At 74.5% G+C, this 12,858-nt stretch carries 14 protein-coding genes and 1 pseudogene; 11 read left to right on the forward strand and 4 right to left on the reverse strand.

What is annotated here, in order from left to right:
• The first annotated feature begins 5 nt into the window (after positions 1 to 5).
• From ACZ6CV_RS16425 to ACZ6CV_RS16460, 8 genes are all read left to right on the forward strand, one after another.
• Positions 6 to 440 carry a CBS domain-containing protein gene (locus ACZ6CV_RS16425; RefSeq protein WP_358706793.1) on the forward strand — a complete coding sequence of 145 codons (435 nt, stop codon included), beginning with the start codon at positions 6 to 8 and terminating at the stop codon, positions 438 to 440.
• Between the two features lie 86 nt (positions 441 to 526).
• Positions 527 to 1,045: a Na+/H+ antiporter subunit E gene (locus tag ACZ6CV_RS16430; RefSeq protein ID WP_469251438.1), complete on the forward strand. Its 519-nt coding sequence runs from the start codon at positions 527 to 529 to the stop codon at positions 1,043 to 1,045.
• Positions 1,042 to 1,296, forward strand: coding sequence for an MrpF/PhaF family protein (locus ACZ6CV_RS16435; protein ID WP_469251439.1), 255 nt, complete (start codon positions 1,042 to 1,044; stop codon positions 1,294 to 1,296). The genes ACZ6CV_RS16430 and ACZ6CV_RS16435 overlap by 4 nt, the downstream gene beginning before the upstream one ends.
• Before the next feature lie 3 nt (positions 1,297 to 1,299).
• A complete protein-coding gene (locus ACZ6CV_RS16440; protein WP_469251440.1) occupies positions 1,300 to 1,602 on the forward strand; it encodes a monovalent cation/H(+) antiporter subunit G in 303 nt (100 codons plus the stop codon).
• Complete coding sequence (locus tag ACZ6CV_RS16445; RefSeq protein ID WP_469251441.1) at positions 1,599 to 2,054, forward strand: hydrogenase subunit MbhD domain-containing protein; 456 nt, start codon at positions 1,599 to 1,601, stop codon at positions 2,052 to 2,054. The genes ACZ6CV_RS16440 and ACZ6CV_RS16445 overlap by 4 nt, the downstream gene beginning before the upstream one ends.
• On the forward strand, positions 2,051 to 2,815 hold the full coding sequence (locus ACZ6CV_RS16450; RefSeq protein ID WP_469251442.1) for an MnhB domain-containing protein: 765 nt from the start codon (positions 2,051 to 2,053) through the stop codon (positions 2,813 to 2,815). The genes ACZ6CV_RS16445 and ACZ6CV_RS16450 overlap by 4 nt, the downstream gene beginning before the upstream one ends.
• Positions 2,816 to 2,871: 56 nt before the next feature.
• Complete coding sequence (locus ACZ6CV_RS16455; protein WP_469251443.1) at positions 2,872 to 3,216, forward strand: sodium:proton antiporter; 345 nt, start codon at positions 2,872 to 2,874, stop codon at positions 3,214 to 3,216.
• A complete protein-coding gene (locus tag ACZ6CV_RS16460) occupies positions 3,213 to 5,039 on the forward strand; it encodes a complex I subunit 5 family protein (RefSeq protein ID WP_469251444.1) in 1,827 nt (608 codons plus the stop codon). Before ACZ6CV_RS16455 ends, ACZ6CV_RS16460 begins: the two co-directional genes overlap by 4 nt.
• Before the next feature lie 47 nt (positions 5,040 to 5,086).
• Here ACZ6CV_RS16460 and ACZ6CV_RS16465 read toward each other — a convergent pair whose 3' ends face one another.
• From ACZ6CV_RS16465 to ACZ6CV_RS16475, 3 genes are read right to left on the reverse strand one after another with little or no spacing between them, the layout of a single operon-like run.
• Positions 5,087 to 6,103: a Ppx/GppA family phosphatase gene (locus ACZ6CV_RS16465; protein WP_469251445.1), complete on the reverse strand. Its 1,017-nt coding sequence runs from the start codon at positions 6,101 to 6,103 to the stop codon at positions 5,087 to 5,089.
• A gap of 43 nt (positions 6,104 to 6,146) precedes the next feature.
• A complete protein-coding gene (locus ACZ6CV_RS16470) occupies positions 6,147 to 6,728 on the reverse strand; it encodes a TIGR03086 family metal-binding protein (protein ID WP_469251446.1) in 582 nt (193 codons plus the stop codon).
• Entirely contained in the window at positions 6,725 to 6,964 is a 240-nt protein-coding gene (locus ACZ6CV_RS16475; protein WP_355817299.1) for a DUF6158 family protein, read from the reverse strand. Before ACZ6CV_RS16475 ends, ACZ6CV_RS16470 begins: the two co-directional genes overlap by 4 nt.
• 285 nt (positions 6,965 to 7,249) lie before the next feature.
• Between ACZ6CV_RS16475 and ACZ6CV_RS16480 the strand changes: the two genes are divergently transcribed.
• Positions 7,250 to 8,767, forward strand: a complete 1,518-nt coding sequence (locus ACZ6CV_RS16480) for an alpha/beta hydrolase (protein ID WP_469251447.1) — start codon at positions 7,250 to 7,252, stop codon at positions 8,765 to 8,767.
• Between the two features lie 91 nt (positions 8,768 to 8,858).
• Here the strand turns inward: ACZ6CV_RS16480 and ACZ6CV_RS16485 are convergent, their stop codons facing one another.
• Positions 8,859 to 10,478: an ABC-F family ATP-binding cassette domain-containing protein gene (locus tag ACZ6CV_RS16485; RefSeq protein ID WP_469251448.1), complete on the reverse strand. Its 1,620-nt coding sequence runs from the start codon at positions 10,476 to 10,478 to the stop codon at positions 8,859 to 8,861.
• 139 nt (positions 10,479 to 10,617) lie between these two features.
• On the opposite strand from ACZ6CV_RS16485, the pseudogene ACZ6CV_RS16490 reads away from it, so the two are divergent.
• Positions 10,618 to 11,667 (forward strand): annotated as a pseudogene (locus ACZ6CV_RS16490) (phosphatase PAP2 family protein); the annotation flags it as partial.
• Between the two features lie 183 nt (positions 11,668 to 11,850).
• Positions 11,851 to 12,660: a methyltransferase domain-containing protein gene (locus tag ACZ6CV_RS16495; RefSeq protein WP_469251449.1), complete on the forward strand. Its 810-nt coding sequence runs from the start codon at positions 11,851 to 11,853 to the stop codon at positions 12,658 to 12,660.
• Positions 12,661 to 12,858 lie beyond the last annotated feature (198 nt).

Here is a 12,858-nt window from a genome sequence, read left to right on the forward strand (position 1 = left end):
CGGCCATGGCTGAATTCGTGAGGGACGTCATGACGCCGGGCGTCGTGGCGGTACGCCCCGACGCCTCCCTCGTCGAGGCGGCGCAGCTGATGCGCGCGCAGGACATCGGCGACGTGCTGGTCGCCACCGACGGGCACGTGCTCGGCGTGCTCACCGACCGGGACATCGCGCTGCGCGCCGTGGCCGACGGCGCCGACCCGCTGACGGTCAGCGCGCAGGCCGTCTGCACGCCGAACCCCGTCGTCGTGGCCCCCGACGACGCGGTGTCGGAGGCGGTCGGCCTGATGCGCGACCACGCGGTGCGCCGGCTGCCCGTCGTCGAGGACGGCCACCCGGTGGGGATGGTGAGCCTCGGCGATCTGGCGCTCGCGCAGGACCCGTCCTCGGCGCTGGCGGACATCAGCCGCGCCGCCCCGGACGCCCGGCCGGGCCGGCCCTGAGCCCGAGGGGGCGCGCCGTGTCGCTGCCCCGCACGGGCGCGGAAGGCCCGTACAAAGGCTGGACGGTGAGGCGAGGGGACGGTGACATGCGGTCGGCCGGTCGTGAAGTGCTGCTCTGGGCGGTCCTGTTGCTCGCCCTCTACCTGATCCTCGTGGGTCCGCTCTCCCTCCTCGAACTGGTCGTCGGCGCCGGCCTCGCCGTGCTCGGCGCGCTGGCCGCCCGGAGCGTGCGGCGCGTCTCCGGGGTGCGGGTCGACGGTCTCGGCCGGTGTCTGGCGGCGCTCCACGTCTGGCCGGTCACCTGCGTCGCGGAGCTGGTCGGCCTGGGGGCCGCGGTGGTACGGGCGCTGCGGGGGCGCCCGGAGCGCGGCGGATTCCGGACGGTGCGGCTGCGCCCGGAGGTCGGGCCCGCGTGGGCGGCCACGCTGCTGTCCTCGACCCCGGGGGCGTATGTACTGGACGCGGACGACAGGGAGATGCGGGTGCGCGCCCTCGACGGAAAGCCGTCACGGATCGAGCGGGTCCTGTCGGCGGGCGCCGACGAGGGGTCGCCGTCGCGCACCCCGGACGGCTCCGCGCCGCGGCCTGACGGCGGGGCATCGTGAACGGCTGGCTCGTGGCGGCCCTGGTGCTGCTCGTCGGGGGCCTGGGCCCCGCGCTGTGGGTGGCCTGCCGAGGTCCCGCGACCGAGCGGCTCGTCGGGCTCGCCCTCGCCTCCACGTGCGCGCCCGCCGTGTTCCTCGCCCTCGCCGAGAGCTTCGGCCGCTCCTCGTACGTGGACGTCGCCCTGGTGTCCGTCGTGCTCGGGCCCGTCGGGGTGCTGGTCTTCGCCCGCTGCCTGCCTCTGGAGGACTGATCCGTGCGGCACGCCTGCGCGTTGACGCTGCTGACGGCCGGCGTCGGCGTCCTGTTGTTCTCCGCCCTCGCGCTGCTCGTCCTGGAGCGTCCGTACGGGCGGCTGCACGCCCTGGCCCCGGCGGCCTCGGTCGGGGTGCCGCTCGTGGCGCTGGCGGCGGCGGTGGAGGCCGGCCCGGGACGTGCGGCGCTCAAACTGCTCTTCCTCGCCCTGCTCTCGGCGGTCGGCGGTCCGGCCACGACGACGGCGGTGGCCCGCGCGCAGGCCCGCAGGACCGACATGCCGCGGAAGGACGACGCCCGGTGAACCCCTCCGATCTGCCCCTGGTCGCCGCACTGTTGCTGGTGGCGGTGGCCGCGACCGTCTCCGTGCTCACCCGGGATCCGGTGCGCCAGGCGGTGGTCCTCGCCATGCTGGGGCTGCTGCTCGCCCTGCTGTTCCTGCTGCTGCACGCCCCCGACGTGGCGCTGTCGCAGCTGGCGGTGGGCGCGGCCGTCACCCCGCTGCTGATCCTGCTGACGGCACGGTCGTTGCGCAGGTCGGCGGGGCAGCGCGCGCGGTCCGGGGGCGGGGCGGGAGTGCGGGGCGTGGGCGGTGGTGACAGCGATGGCGGGGGCCATGGCGGTGCCGGTTCCGATGGCTCTGCCGGAGCCGGGCGAGGCACCGGCGGGCCCGGTGACGCCGCCGACCCTGCCGAACCCGCCGACCCCGCCGACCCCTCCGGTCCCGAACGCGCACCCGGCGAGGGAGGGGCATGAGCCGGCGCGTCAGGACGCTGCTGTTCCTCGTCTCCGCCGCGGCGTTCGCCGTCTGCTTCGCCCTGGCCTGTTTCCGACTGCCGCCCTTCGGCACCGACCACCACCCCTACGGGACCCGCGCGGTGGCCGCCTCCCTCCAGCAGCGGACCGCCAACGTCGTCGCCTCCCTCACCTTCGACCAGCGCGGCCTGGACACCCTCGGCGAGGAGGCCCTGCTCTTCGCCGCGGTGCTCGGCGCGGTGGTGCTGCTGCGCCGGGCCCGCGACGAGCGCGCCCACGACCCCGAACGGCTCGAAGTGTCCCCGCCCATCGGCCTGTTCGGCGCCCTGTCGCTGCCGGTGACCCTGCTGGTCGGTGGCTACATCGTGGCGCATGTGCAGCTGACCCCCGGCGGCGGCTTCCAGGGCGGCATCGTCCTGGCGACGGGCCTGCACCTGGCCTACCTGGCCGCCGACTACCGGGTGTTGAAGCGGGTGCGGCCGCTCGCCACCCTGCACGCCGCCGACGCGATCGCCGCCGGGGCGTTCGCCGCGCTCGGCTGCGCGGGACTCCTCGCGGGCGGCGCGTACCTGGAGAACGTGCTGCCGCTCGGCACCTTCGGAGAGCTCTCGTCGGCGGGCCTGGTGCCCGTCGTGAACGTCGCCGTCGGCGTCGAGGTGGGCTCCGGCATCGTCGTCCTCCTCGCCCACTTCCTGGAGCAGGCGCACGAGATGGGGTCGGCCGGGCAGGAGTCGGAGAAGGGTTCGGGAGAAGCGCGTTGAGTCCAGGAGGGACGCGTTGAGTTCAGGAGGCGCACATTGACCTCGGGAGGAGCACGTTGAGTACGCTGCCGTTTCTGGTCGCCGGATGGATCTTCCTGGTCGGGCTGTACGGGATGGTGACCAGCCGGGACCTGATCCACACCGTCGGCTGTCTGTCGGTCACCCAGTCCTCCACGTACGTCCTGCTGCTCGGCGTCGGCTACCGGGACGGCGCCGGCGCCCCCGTGTTCGCCGACGTGTCCGTGCACACGCCCGTGGTGGACCCGGTGGTGCAGGCGATGGCCCTGACCGATGTCGTCGTCGGGGCGACCGTGACCGCGCTGCTGCTCGCGCTGGTCCTGCAGATCCGCAAGCGGAGCGGCACCGTCGATCCGGACCGGCTCGGCGAGCTGCGCGGATGAGCCCTGGCGCCGCCCTCCCCCTCGCGGTCGCGCTGCCGCTGCTCGGCGCGTCCGTCCTCGTGCTCGCGGGGCGCAGGTTGCCGCGCGTCGCCACGGACGCGCTGACCGCGGTGTTCGCGGTGGGCGTGCTCGTCGATCTGACCGTGCTGTGGGTTCGTACGGGTGGCTCGGGCGGCTCGCGCGTCGTCGAGTGGGCGGGAGGCTGGCGGCCGCGGGACGGGCGCAGCGTCGGCATCGTGCTGGTCGGCGACCGGTTCGGGGTGGGTGTCGCGCTGCTCGCCGCCCTGCTGGTGCTTGCCGTGATCGCCTACTCCTGGCGGTACTTCGAGGAGCCGCCGCGCGGGCACCCCGGTGTCTTTCCCGCCCTGGTGCTGCTCTTCGAGACGGGCGTGTGCGGCTTCTCGCTCACCGGCGACCTGTTCAACTCCTTCGTCTTCTTCGAGCTGATGGGGGTCGCGGCGGTCGCCCTCACCGGCTTCCACATCGAGGATCCCCGGCCGCTGCAGGGCGCGTTGACCTTCGGCATCCTCAACGCGCTCGCGGGCTGCTGCATGCTGCTCGGCATCGGACTGCTGTACGCGCGCACCGGCGAGCTGGGTTTCGCGCAGATCGGCGCCCGGCTCGCCGAGCTGAAGCCGGACGCGCTGCTGGGGTGCGCCGTCGCGCTGGTCCTCACCGGGCTCCTGGTCAAGTCCGCCTCCGCGCCCTTCCACTTCTGGCACGCCGACGCCCACACGGTCGCGCCGACGCCGGTGAACATGCTGCTGGCCGGGGTGATGGTGCCGCTCGGCGTGTACGGCGTGGCCCGCGTGTCCACGGTGGCCTTCGGCGGCCCCGGCGGGCTGCCTGCCTCCGTGCACGGGCCGCTGCTGACCGGTGCCGGTACGGTGACGGCCCTGCTGGGCGCGGTGATGTGCTGGCAGCAGCGCAACCTCAAGCGCCTGCTCGCCTTCTCCACGGTGGCCCACGCGGGCCTGCTCCTGATCGGTGTCGCGCCGCTCACGGCCGACGGCCTGGCGGGGACAGCGGTGTACGTGGCCGGGCACGCGGGGGTCAACGCGGCCCTGTTCGGCCTCACCGGGATCGTGCTCGACCGCTACGGCTCCGTGGATGAGCGGGAGTTGCACGGCAGGGCGCGCGAACTCCTGGTGACCGGGGCGATGTTCCTGGTCGGCGGCCTCGCGCTGGCCGGCCTTCCGCCGTTCGGGACGGCGCTCGGCAAGTCGCTCACCGAGCATGCCGCGTCGCTGGAACACGCCTGGCTGCCCGCCGTGTTCGTGGTGGTGTCCGCGGTGACGGGCGGCGCGGTGCTGCGGGCCGGTCTGCGCGTGTTCTTCGGCGCGGGCGTACGGGTGGGGCGCGGGCCCGCCGAGGAGATGAGCGGGGCGCGCGAGGACCCGGAGGTCACGGAGGCGGCGGAGCGGCGGGTGCCGCGTCCCATGCTCGCCGTCCCCCGGCTGCTGCTCGCCGCATCGCTCGCGGCGGGCACGGTCCCCGCGGTGCGGCACGCCCTGGGGGACGGCGCGCGGCTCTTCGCCGACCGCGCCGGGTACCTGGCGGCGGTGCGGGGCGTCGCACCGCCGCACCTCGCCGCCGCGGTGCCGCCCACGGCGTGGACACGCGAGGGCGTGCTGTACGGGCTGCTCTCGGCGACCCTTGCCGCGGCGCTCGGCCTCCTGGCGGTCCGCCGCCCGAGCCTCGGCCCGCACCGCGTCCTGCGCCCCTTGCTGCGGCTGCACTCGGGGCGCCCCGGCGACTACATCAGCTGGCTGGCTGCGGGACTCGCCGCGCTCACCCTGACCCTCGTACTCACCCTGCACTGACGGCGGCTCACGTCAGGTGGCGGGGCCGTACGCACACCGCCGCCCCCTCACGTCGTGCAGGTCGCCCCGGCGAGGTGCAGGGAGGTCGGGGCTCCGCCGATGGCGTCGGCTGAGCGCACGTGTTCGCGGGCCCACCAGTCCGCGTCGCCGTCCTCGATGTAGCGCAGCAGGATGCCCTCACGCAGCGCCCACGGGCAGACCGTCAGCGTCTCGGTGCCGGTCAGTTTCATGGCCGTGTGGGCGACCACCGCGCCGGCCACGGACTGGCCGGCGCGCGCCGCCGAGATCCCCGGCAGCTGGGCGCGCCGTTCCGCGGGCAGTCCGGCCAGTTCCTTCAGCGCCACGCCGAGCGCGCGGCGGTCCAACCGCCGTTCCACGAACGGGCCGTGGCGGCCGGGCGCCGCCCCGCACAACCGGGCGAGCTGCTGGAACGTGCGCGAGGTGGCGACGGCCGTGTGCGGCATCTCCCAGCGGATCCGGGCGGCCACGTCCCGCAGCTGGTGGCGCACTTGACGCCGGACGGCCTTGAGGTGCTCCGCGCGGGGCGGGTCCTGCCCGTCGAAGAGTTCGTGCGTCAGCCGCCGCGCGCCCAGCGGCAGCGAGGCCGCGTAGTCCGGCAGGCGGCTGCGGCCGAAGGCCACCTCCAGGGAGCCGCCGCCGATGTCGAAGAGCACCAGGGGCCCCGCCCGCCAGCCCATCCACCGCCGGGCGGCGAGGAACGTCAGCTCCGCCTCGGCCTCTCCGGACAGCGTGCGCAGCCGGACCCCCGCCCCCGACTCCACCGCGGCCAGCACCTCGTCCCGGTTCGGTGCGTCCCGCACGATCGACGTCGCGAACGCGAACGGCTCCGCCACGCCCCACCGTTCGGCCTCCTCCTGCACCTCGCGGACGGCGTCGACCAGGGCCCGTACCGGCTCCTCGCCGAGCCGGCCCCGGGCGTCCGTGTACTCGGCGAGCCGCAGCCGTCTCTTCGCCGTGTGGACCGGCAGCGGCACCTGGCCGTCGGCGTCCGCGACGACCAGTCGCACCGTGTTCGATCCCACATCCACCACGCCAACTCTCATGCACACCAGGTTCCCTCAGTGCGCCCGGAGCAAGCGGACGGTGTCACACCCTGCGCCCCATGAGGTTCAGCAGTTTCGTCTGCGCGTCGGCGTCGGGCGGCGGTTCGACGGCGGGCGCGAAGAGGCCGCTCTTCTCCAACTCGGCCGCGTGCGGCTCCACTTCACCCCGTACGAAGTCGACCAGCGGGCCGGGCAGCCGCTCGTCGGCGCCGATCGCGCGGGAGAGGTCCCACGTGTGCACCGTCAGATCGGTGATCATCTGGCCGAGGTAGAAGGTGGCGCCGGTGTCGCCGAAGGAGAGGTGAACGGTGCGGTCGAGTGCGCCCGGCTCCCGGAACGCCGCGCGCGCCGCGGCGGCCGCCGTGTCCCAGGACGCGACCGGGTCGGGGCCGAGCACGTCGCCGTCGAAGGAGTCGCCGACGGACTCCGTCGTGGCGCCGTCGCGCACCAGCGCGGGCACCCAGAGCTGTTCGGTCGTGAGGTGGCCGACCAGGTCGCGCACGGTCCAGTCGGTGCAGGGCGTGGGGGCGTCCCACTGGTCGCCCCGGACGGCGTGCACCCGTTCGGCGAAGAGGTCGAGCGCCTCGGCGTGCCGGTCGAGGAGGGATGGTGCGTCGCTGCTCATGGATCGGGGGTTCCCTTCTCCCGCTCGCGCGCTCCCGTACGGGTCCGTCCGACCGCCACCGACCTGCGCGGATGGCGGCGCAGATACTCGCCCTCCAGTTGCGCCATGCGTTCGTTGTGGGTCCGCAGGGCGTCGTTCGAACCGTGCAGCAGGGTGCTGTGGCGGGTGCGGTGGATCGTCTCCAGCTCTCTTATGAGCTGCTGGTCGTCCAGCCGGCCCGGATCGACTCCGTTCATGGATCGCTCCGATCGCTCTGTGCGTCGCCCTGCCCCGGGGCGCCCGTGCGGCCCGTACTACCCAGGATGCACCGCGAGGGGTCCGCGCGCGCACCGCACGGAGCGACCGGGTACAGAACGGCCTCGCGTGTCCGGAAATCGCGGCGGTGCGGGGGCAGGCAGCGGACGCTGTTTCCGCGTCCCACCGGTCGGCAGAGCAATTCCGACGCGCATTCGAACGGAAGGACCGCCCACGTGTCCCACCGCGCACCGAGACGCCTCCTCTTACCGCTCCTCGCCCTCGGCGTGATCGCCACCCAAGCCCCCGGCCTGCTGGCGACACCCGCCTCGGCCACACCCCGGCAGGCCGCCGGCGCCGCCGCCCCCGGCCATCCGCTCGCCCGGTTCACGGACCAGGAACCCGACTGGAAGCGGTGCGGCCCAGACACGCCCGCGCGGTTCCGCTGCGCCACCCTCACGGTGCCGCTCGACTACCGCTCCCCCGGCGGCGCCACCATCGACCTCGCCGTCTCCCGGATCGCGGCGGGGGATGCCGGCAAGCGCCGCGGTGTGCTGTTGTCCAACCCCGGCGGGCCGGGCGGGCCGGGGCTCGGTCTGCCGCTGTATCTGGCCGAGAAGATGCCGAAGTCCGTGACGGACCGGTACGACCTCATCGGGTTCGACCCGCGCGGCATCGGCCGCAGCGCGCCGGTGAACTGCGGACTGACCACGGCGGAGCGGCAATGGCCGCGCACCTTCCGGCCGTTCGGGGAGAGTGTCGCCCGGGCCAGGACGATCGCGGACAAGTGCCGGGCGAGGGCGGGCGGCACGCTGGCGCACATCACCACCCGCAACACCGCGCGGGACATGGACGTCCTGCGGGCCGCGCTCGGGGAGAAGAAGATCTCCTACTTCGGCGTCTCGTACGGGACGGCCCTCGGCGCCGTCTACACCCAGCTGTTCCCGGGCCGCGCCGACCGCTTCGTACTGGACAGCGCCATCGACCCGAAGCGCATGTGGCGCGAGATGTTCCGGATGTGGGCGCCGGAGGTGGAGCCGGCGTTCGCGCGGTGGTCACGGTGGACCGCGGCGCGCTCGGCCACGTACGACCTGGGCAGGAACCCGGCCCAAGTACGCGCCCGCTTCTGGAGGTTGGTGGAGCGGGCCGACCGGGATCCGATCGTCGTGGGTGACGACAAGCTCACCGGCACCGACATCCGCGCGGTCCTGCGGCGCGAGTTCTTCACCGTCCGCGGCGCCGCCGAACTCGTCGCGCTCCTCCGGGACGCCGCCGCGGGCAAACCGGTCCCCGAGTTCCCGACGCCGCCGGAGGAGGACACCGACAACGGGGCGTCGGCCCTGTGGTCCGTCGTGTGCGGTGACGCCGCGTGGCCGCGCGATCCTGGGACGTACCTCCGCGACTCGGCCAGGGACGCCGCGCGCCACCCGCTGTTCGGGGACTTCGCCTCGAACATCGCGCCGTGCGCGTTCTGGGACGCCCCGGTGGAGCCCGTCACCCGGGTGGACAACACGGTCGGCACGCTGATCCTGCAGAACGAATGGGACTCGCAGACCCCGCTGGCGGCGGCGCGCAGCACGCACCGCGCGCTCAAGGGCTCCCGCATGGTGACGATCGACGAGGGCGAGGGCCACGGCGTCGCCTACGGCATGGCGCCCGGCCCGACCAACCGGTGCGCGCAGGACACCGCGACGTCATACCTGGTGACGGGCGCGCTGCCGGGCAAGGACGTGACGTGCCGGGCGGTGCCGGACGACGGGCCCGGCACCGGGCCGGCGAAGCCGGTGCGCCCGGCCTTCGGCTGACCCTGGGGCTACGGGCTACGGGCTTCGCGGCTGCGGGGTCGGGGCTTCGCGGCTTCGCAGCCTCGGGCTACGAGGCTGGGCGGCCGAGCGGCTACCGCACGCGTTCGACCCGCCGCTCGTCCCACACCGGCTCGGGGGTCTCCCGGACCCGTCCGTCGCTGCCGAAGACCAGATAGCGGTCGAAGGAGCGGGCGAACCAGCGGTCGTGGGTGACGGCGAGGACCGTGCCCTGGAAGGCCTCCAGGCCTTCCTGCAGCGCCTCGGCGGACTCCAGGTCGAGGTTGTCCGTGGGCTCGTCGAGGAGCAGCGCCGTGCAGCCCTCCAGTTCGAGCAGCAGGATCTGGAAGCGGGCCTGCTGGCCGCCGGAGAGCCGTTCGAAGTTCTGCTCGGCCTGCTTGGTCAGCTCGTACCGCCGCAGCCGGGACATCGCGGCGCCGCGGTCCTGGGCGTGCTCGCGCCAGAGGATGTCCAGGAGCGGGCGGCCCACCAGCTCGGGGTGCGCGTGGGTCTGGGCGAAGTGCCCGGGCACCACGCGCGCGCCGAGCTTCCAGGCACCGGTGTGCTGCACGTCCTCACCCGCGAGCAGCCGCAGGAAGTGCGACTTGCCCGAGCCGTTGGAGCCGAGGACGGCGACCCGCTCGCCGTAGAAGACCTCCAGGTCGAAGGGTTTCATCAGACCGGTAAGCTCCAGCCGCTCGCAGGTCACCGCCCGGACGCCGGTCCGCCCGCCGTGCAGCCGCATGGTGATGTCCTGCTCGCGCGGCGGCTCGGGCGGCGGGCCCGCCTCCTCGAACTTGCGGAGCCTGGTCTGCGCCGCGTGGTAGCGCGAGGCCATCTCGTGGCTGACGTCGGCGGCCTGGCGCAGCGTACGCACCAGCTTCTTCAGCTGCTCGTGCTTCTCGTCCCAGCGACGGCGCAGCTCCTCGAAGCGCGCGAAGCGCTCCTTGCGGGCCTCGTGGAACGTCGCGAAACCGCCGCCGTGCACCCAGGCGTCGGCGCCCTCGGGGCTCTGCTCGACGCTGACGATCTTCTCGGCGGCGCGGGCGAGCAGCTCCCGGTCGTGGGAGACGAACAGGACGGTCTTGCGGGTCTCCCTGAGCTGCCCCTCCAGCCAGCGCTTGCCGGGGACGTCGAGGTAGTTGTCCGGCTCGTCGAGGAGCAGCACCTCGTCGCCGCCGCGCAGCAGCGCCTCCAGGACGAGCCGCTTCTGTTCGCCGCCGGAGAGCGTGCGCACCTCGCGGAACTGCGCCTTGTCGTACGGGACGCCGAGCGCGGCCGTGGTGCAGATGTCCCACAGCGTCTCCGCCTCGTACCCCTGGACCTCCGCCCAGTCGGAGAGCGCCTGCGCGTAACCCATCTGGGCGGCCTCGTCGTCGACCGTCATGATCGCGTGCTCGGCGGCGTCCACGGCCTGCGCGGCCTGCCGGATCCGCGGGTGGGAGACGGAGACGAGCAGGTCGCGCACGGTGGTCTCGTCGCGTACGGAGCCGACGAACTGCGGCATCACGCCGAGGCCGCCACTGACGCTCACGGTGCCGCCGTGCGGCTGGAGCTCGCCGGAGATGAGCCGGAGCAGGGTGGTCTTGCCCGCGCCGTTCGCCCCGACGAGAGCGACCACGGCGCCCTCGCCGACCCGGAAGGAGACATCACCGAGCAGCGCCCGCCCGTCCGGCAAGTAGTACTCGAGGTGTGCCGCTTCCAGATGTCCCATGTGCGGGATTGTCCGTGGCCGACCGCCACCCGGGCAAACCGTTTGCCGAGCCGGCCGGCGAAACGTCCGGTGCACCGCTGCGACCTGGCCTTTCCGTGGCCGGGCGCCTGAAGCGCGACGCTCGGGGTACGAGGGCGCCATGAGCGCTGACACCCCGGCCGTCTCCGGCCTCGACCTGTCCCGGCCCGCTCCCGGCCCCCGCTCGTACAAGGCGCGTCTGCTCGCTCTCGACAGGCGCCTTTTCGACGCGGTCGCCACCCGGCACTGGCCCGGCGCCGACCGGGTGCTGCCCCGGCTCAGCCGGAGCGCCAACCACGGCGTGCTGTGGTTCGCGACGGCGGCGGGGATCGCCGCGACGCGCAGCCCGCAGGCCCGCCGGGCCGCCGTGCGCGGCGTGGCCTCCCTGGCGCTGGCCTCCGCGACCATCAACACGCTGGGCAAGCGTTCGGTGCGCCGGGCCCGCCCCGTGCTCGACACGGTGCCGCTGATCCGGCAGCTCAAGCGGCAGCCGATCACCACCTCGTTCCCGTCCGGCCACTCGGCGTCGGCCGTCGCCTTCGCCACGGGGGTGGCGCTGGAGTCGCGGGCGTGGGGCGCGGTCGTCGCGCCGGTCGCGGCCGCCGTGGCGATCTCCCGGATCTACACCGGTGCGCACTTCCCGAGCGACGTCCTGGTGGGCGGGGCGCTGGGGGCGGGCGCGGCGTTCGCGGTGCGGGGTCTGGTGCCGACGCGGGAGCAGCAGGCCCCGCCCGGCCACCCGCGGGTGACGGCGCCCGCGCTGCCGGGCGGCGCCGGTCTGGTGCTGGTCGCCGACGCGGGGGCGGGCACCTCGCAGAGCGTACAGGCGCTGCGCGAAGCGCTGCCCGACGCGGAGATCGTGATCGCCGAACCGGCCGACCTGGAGGCCGAGTTGGCGAAGGCCGCGACGCGCGCCCAGGCCCTCGGCGTGTACGGCGGCGACGCCGCAGCGAAGGCCGTGAACACCGCGGCCACCGTCGCCCTGCAGCACGGGCTGCCGCTCGCGGTGCTGTCGACCGGCACGCTCGTTCGCTCCGCCCACTTCGCCCAGGGCCTCGGGGTCGAGGACGCCCGCGCCCTGGCGGGCGCGGTGGAGGCGGGCGAGGCGGTCGCCGTCGACGCCGGCCAGTTCCGGGCCGAGGACGCGAGCGGATCCGGCGGACAGGAGGGCGGCAGCGGGCCCGGCGGGCAGGAGGAGGAGTACGTCGAGGCGCTGACGGTCTACCGTCCGTCGAGCCGCGTACGGTGAACCACTCCCTGACCACCTACTGATACGGAGGTCTCATCATTCGACATGGCGGCGTACGGTGCGTGCTACCCGGTGCGGGATACACGTACACGAAGGAGTGCCGCCATGCCGAAGGAGACCGCCGTCTACACGCACGGACACCACGCGGCGGTGCTGCGCTCGCACACCTGGCGCACCGCCGCCAACTCCGCCGCGTATCTCGTCGGTTCGCTCAAGCCGCACATGCGGGTCCTCGACATCGGCTGCGGCCCCGGCACCATCACCGCGGACCTGGCCGAGCTGGTCCCCGAAGGACGGGTCACCGGCGTGGACCGGGCGCCCGGCATCCTGGACACCGCACGCGCCACGGCCGCCGAACGCGGCCTGGACAACGTCGAGTTCGCCGTCGCGGACGTGCACGACCTCGAGTACCCCGACGACTCCTTCTGCGTCGTCCACGCCCATCAGGTGCTGCAGCACGTGGGCGACCCGGTGCGGGCGCTGCGCGAGATGCGGCGGGTCTGCAAGCCCGGCGGCATCGTGGCGGTCCGGGACGCGGACTACTCGGCGATGACCTGGTACCCCCACTCCCCCGGCCTGGACGACTGGCTGGACCTCTATCTGCGGGTGGCCCGCGCCAACGGCGGTGAGCCCGACGCGGGACGGCGCCTGAAGGCCTGGGCCCTGGAGGCCGGCTTCACGGACGTCACCACGAGCGCGGGCGCCTGGTGCTACAGCTCCGAGGAGGAGCGGGCCTGGTGGAGCGGGCTGTGGGCGGAGCGCACGCTCGCCTCCACGTACGCCGAGCGCGCGGTGGCCGGCGGGCACGCGGACCCAGAGCGGCTGCGAGCCGTCGCGGCGGCCTGGCGGGAGTGGGGCGGGCGGGCGGACGCCTGGTTCGCGGTGCTGCACGGCGAGATCCTCTGCCGCACGTGACGGCCGCCCGCCCCTTCGGCGAGGGGGCGGGTGCGCAGCAACTGCCCTGCGGGACAGCCAAAGCGGCGCGGGGGGGGGGGGGGGGGGGGGGGGGGGGGGCGGCCCCCCCCCCCCCCCCCCCCCCCCCCCCCACACACCTCTGTGGCCCGCCTACCGCTAAGTCCGACGTTCCCCCCCCCCCCCACAAACACACCGACT

This window comes from Streptomyces sp. NPDC041713, from assembly GCF_055591085.1.

Bases quoted from the DNA above. Each gene is read 5' to 3' on its own strand.
- ACZ6CV_RS16425 (WP_358706793.1), top strand. From the start codon at position 6: ATGGCTGAATTCGTGAGGGACGTCATGACGCCGGGCGTCGTGGCGGTA.
- ACZ6CV_RS16430 (WP_469251438.1), top strand. From the start codon at position 527: ATGCGGTCGGCCGGTCGTGAAGTGCTGCTCTGGGCGGTCCTGTTGCTC.
- ACZ6CV_RS16450 (WP_469251442.1), top strand. From the start codon at position 2,051: ATGAGCCGGCGCGTCAGGACGCTGCTGTTCCTCGTCTCCGCCGCGGCG.
- ACZ6CV_RS16460 (WP_469251444.1), top strand. From the start codon at position 3,213: ATGAGCCCTGGCGCCGCCCTCCCCCTCGCGGTCGCGCTGCCGCTGCTC.
- ACZ6CV_RS16465 (WP_469251445.1), bottom strand. From the start codon at position 6,103: ATGAGAGTTGGCGTGGTGGATGTGGGATCGAACACGGTGCGACTGGTC.
- ACZ6CV_RS16470 (WP_469251446.1), bottom strand. From the start codon at position 6,728: ATGAGCAGCGACGCACCATCCCTCCTCGACCGGCACGCCGAGGCGCTC.
- ACZ6CV_RS16475 (WP_355817299.1), bottom strand. From the start codon at position 6,964: ATGAACGGAGTCGATCCGGGCCGGCTGGACGACCAGCAGCTCATAAGA.
- ACZ6CV_RS16485 (WP_469251448.1), bottom strand. From the start codon at position 10,478: ATGGGACATCTGGAAGCGGCACACCTCGAGTACTACTTGCCGGACGGG.
- ACZ6CV_RS16495 (WP_469251449.1), top strand. From the start codon at position 11,851: ATGCCGAAGGAGACCGCCGTCTACACGCACGGACACCACGCGGCGGTG.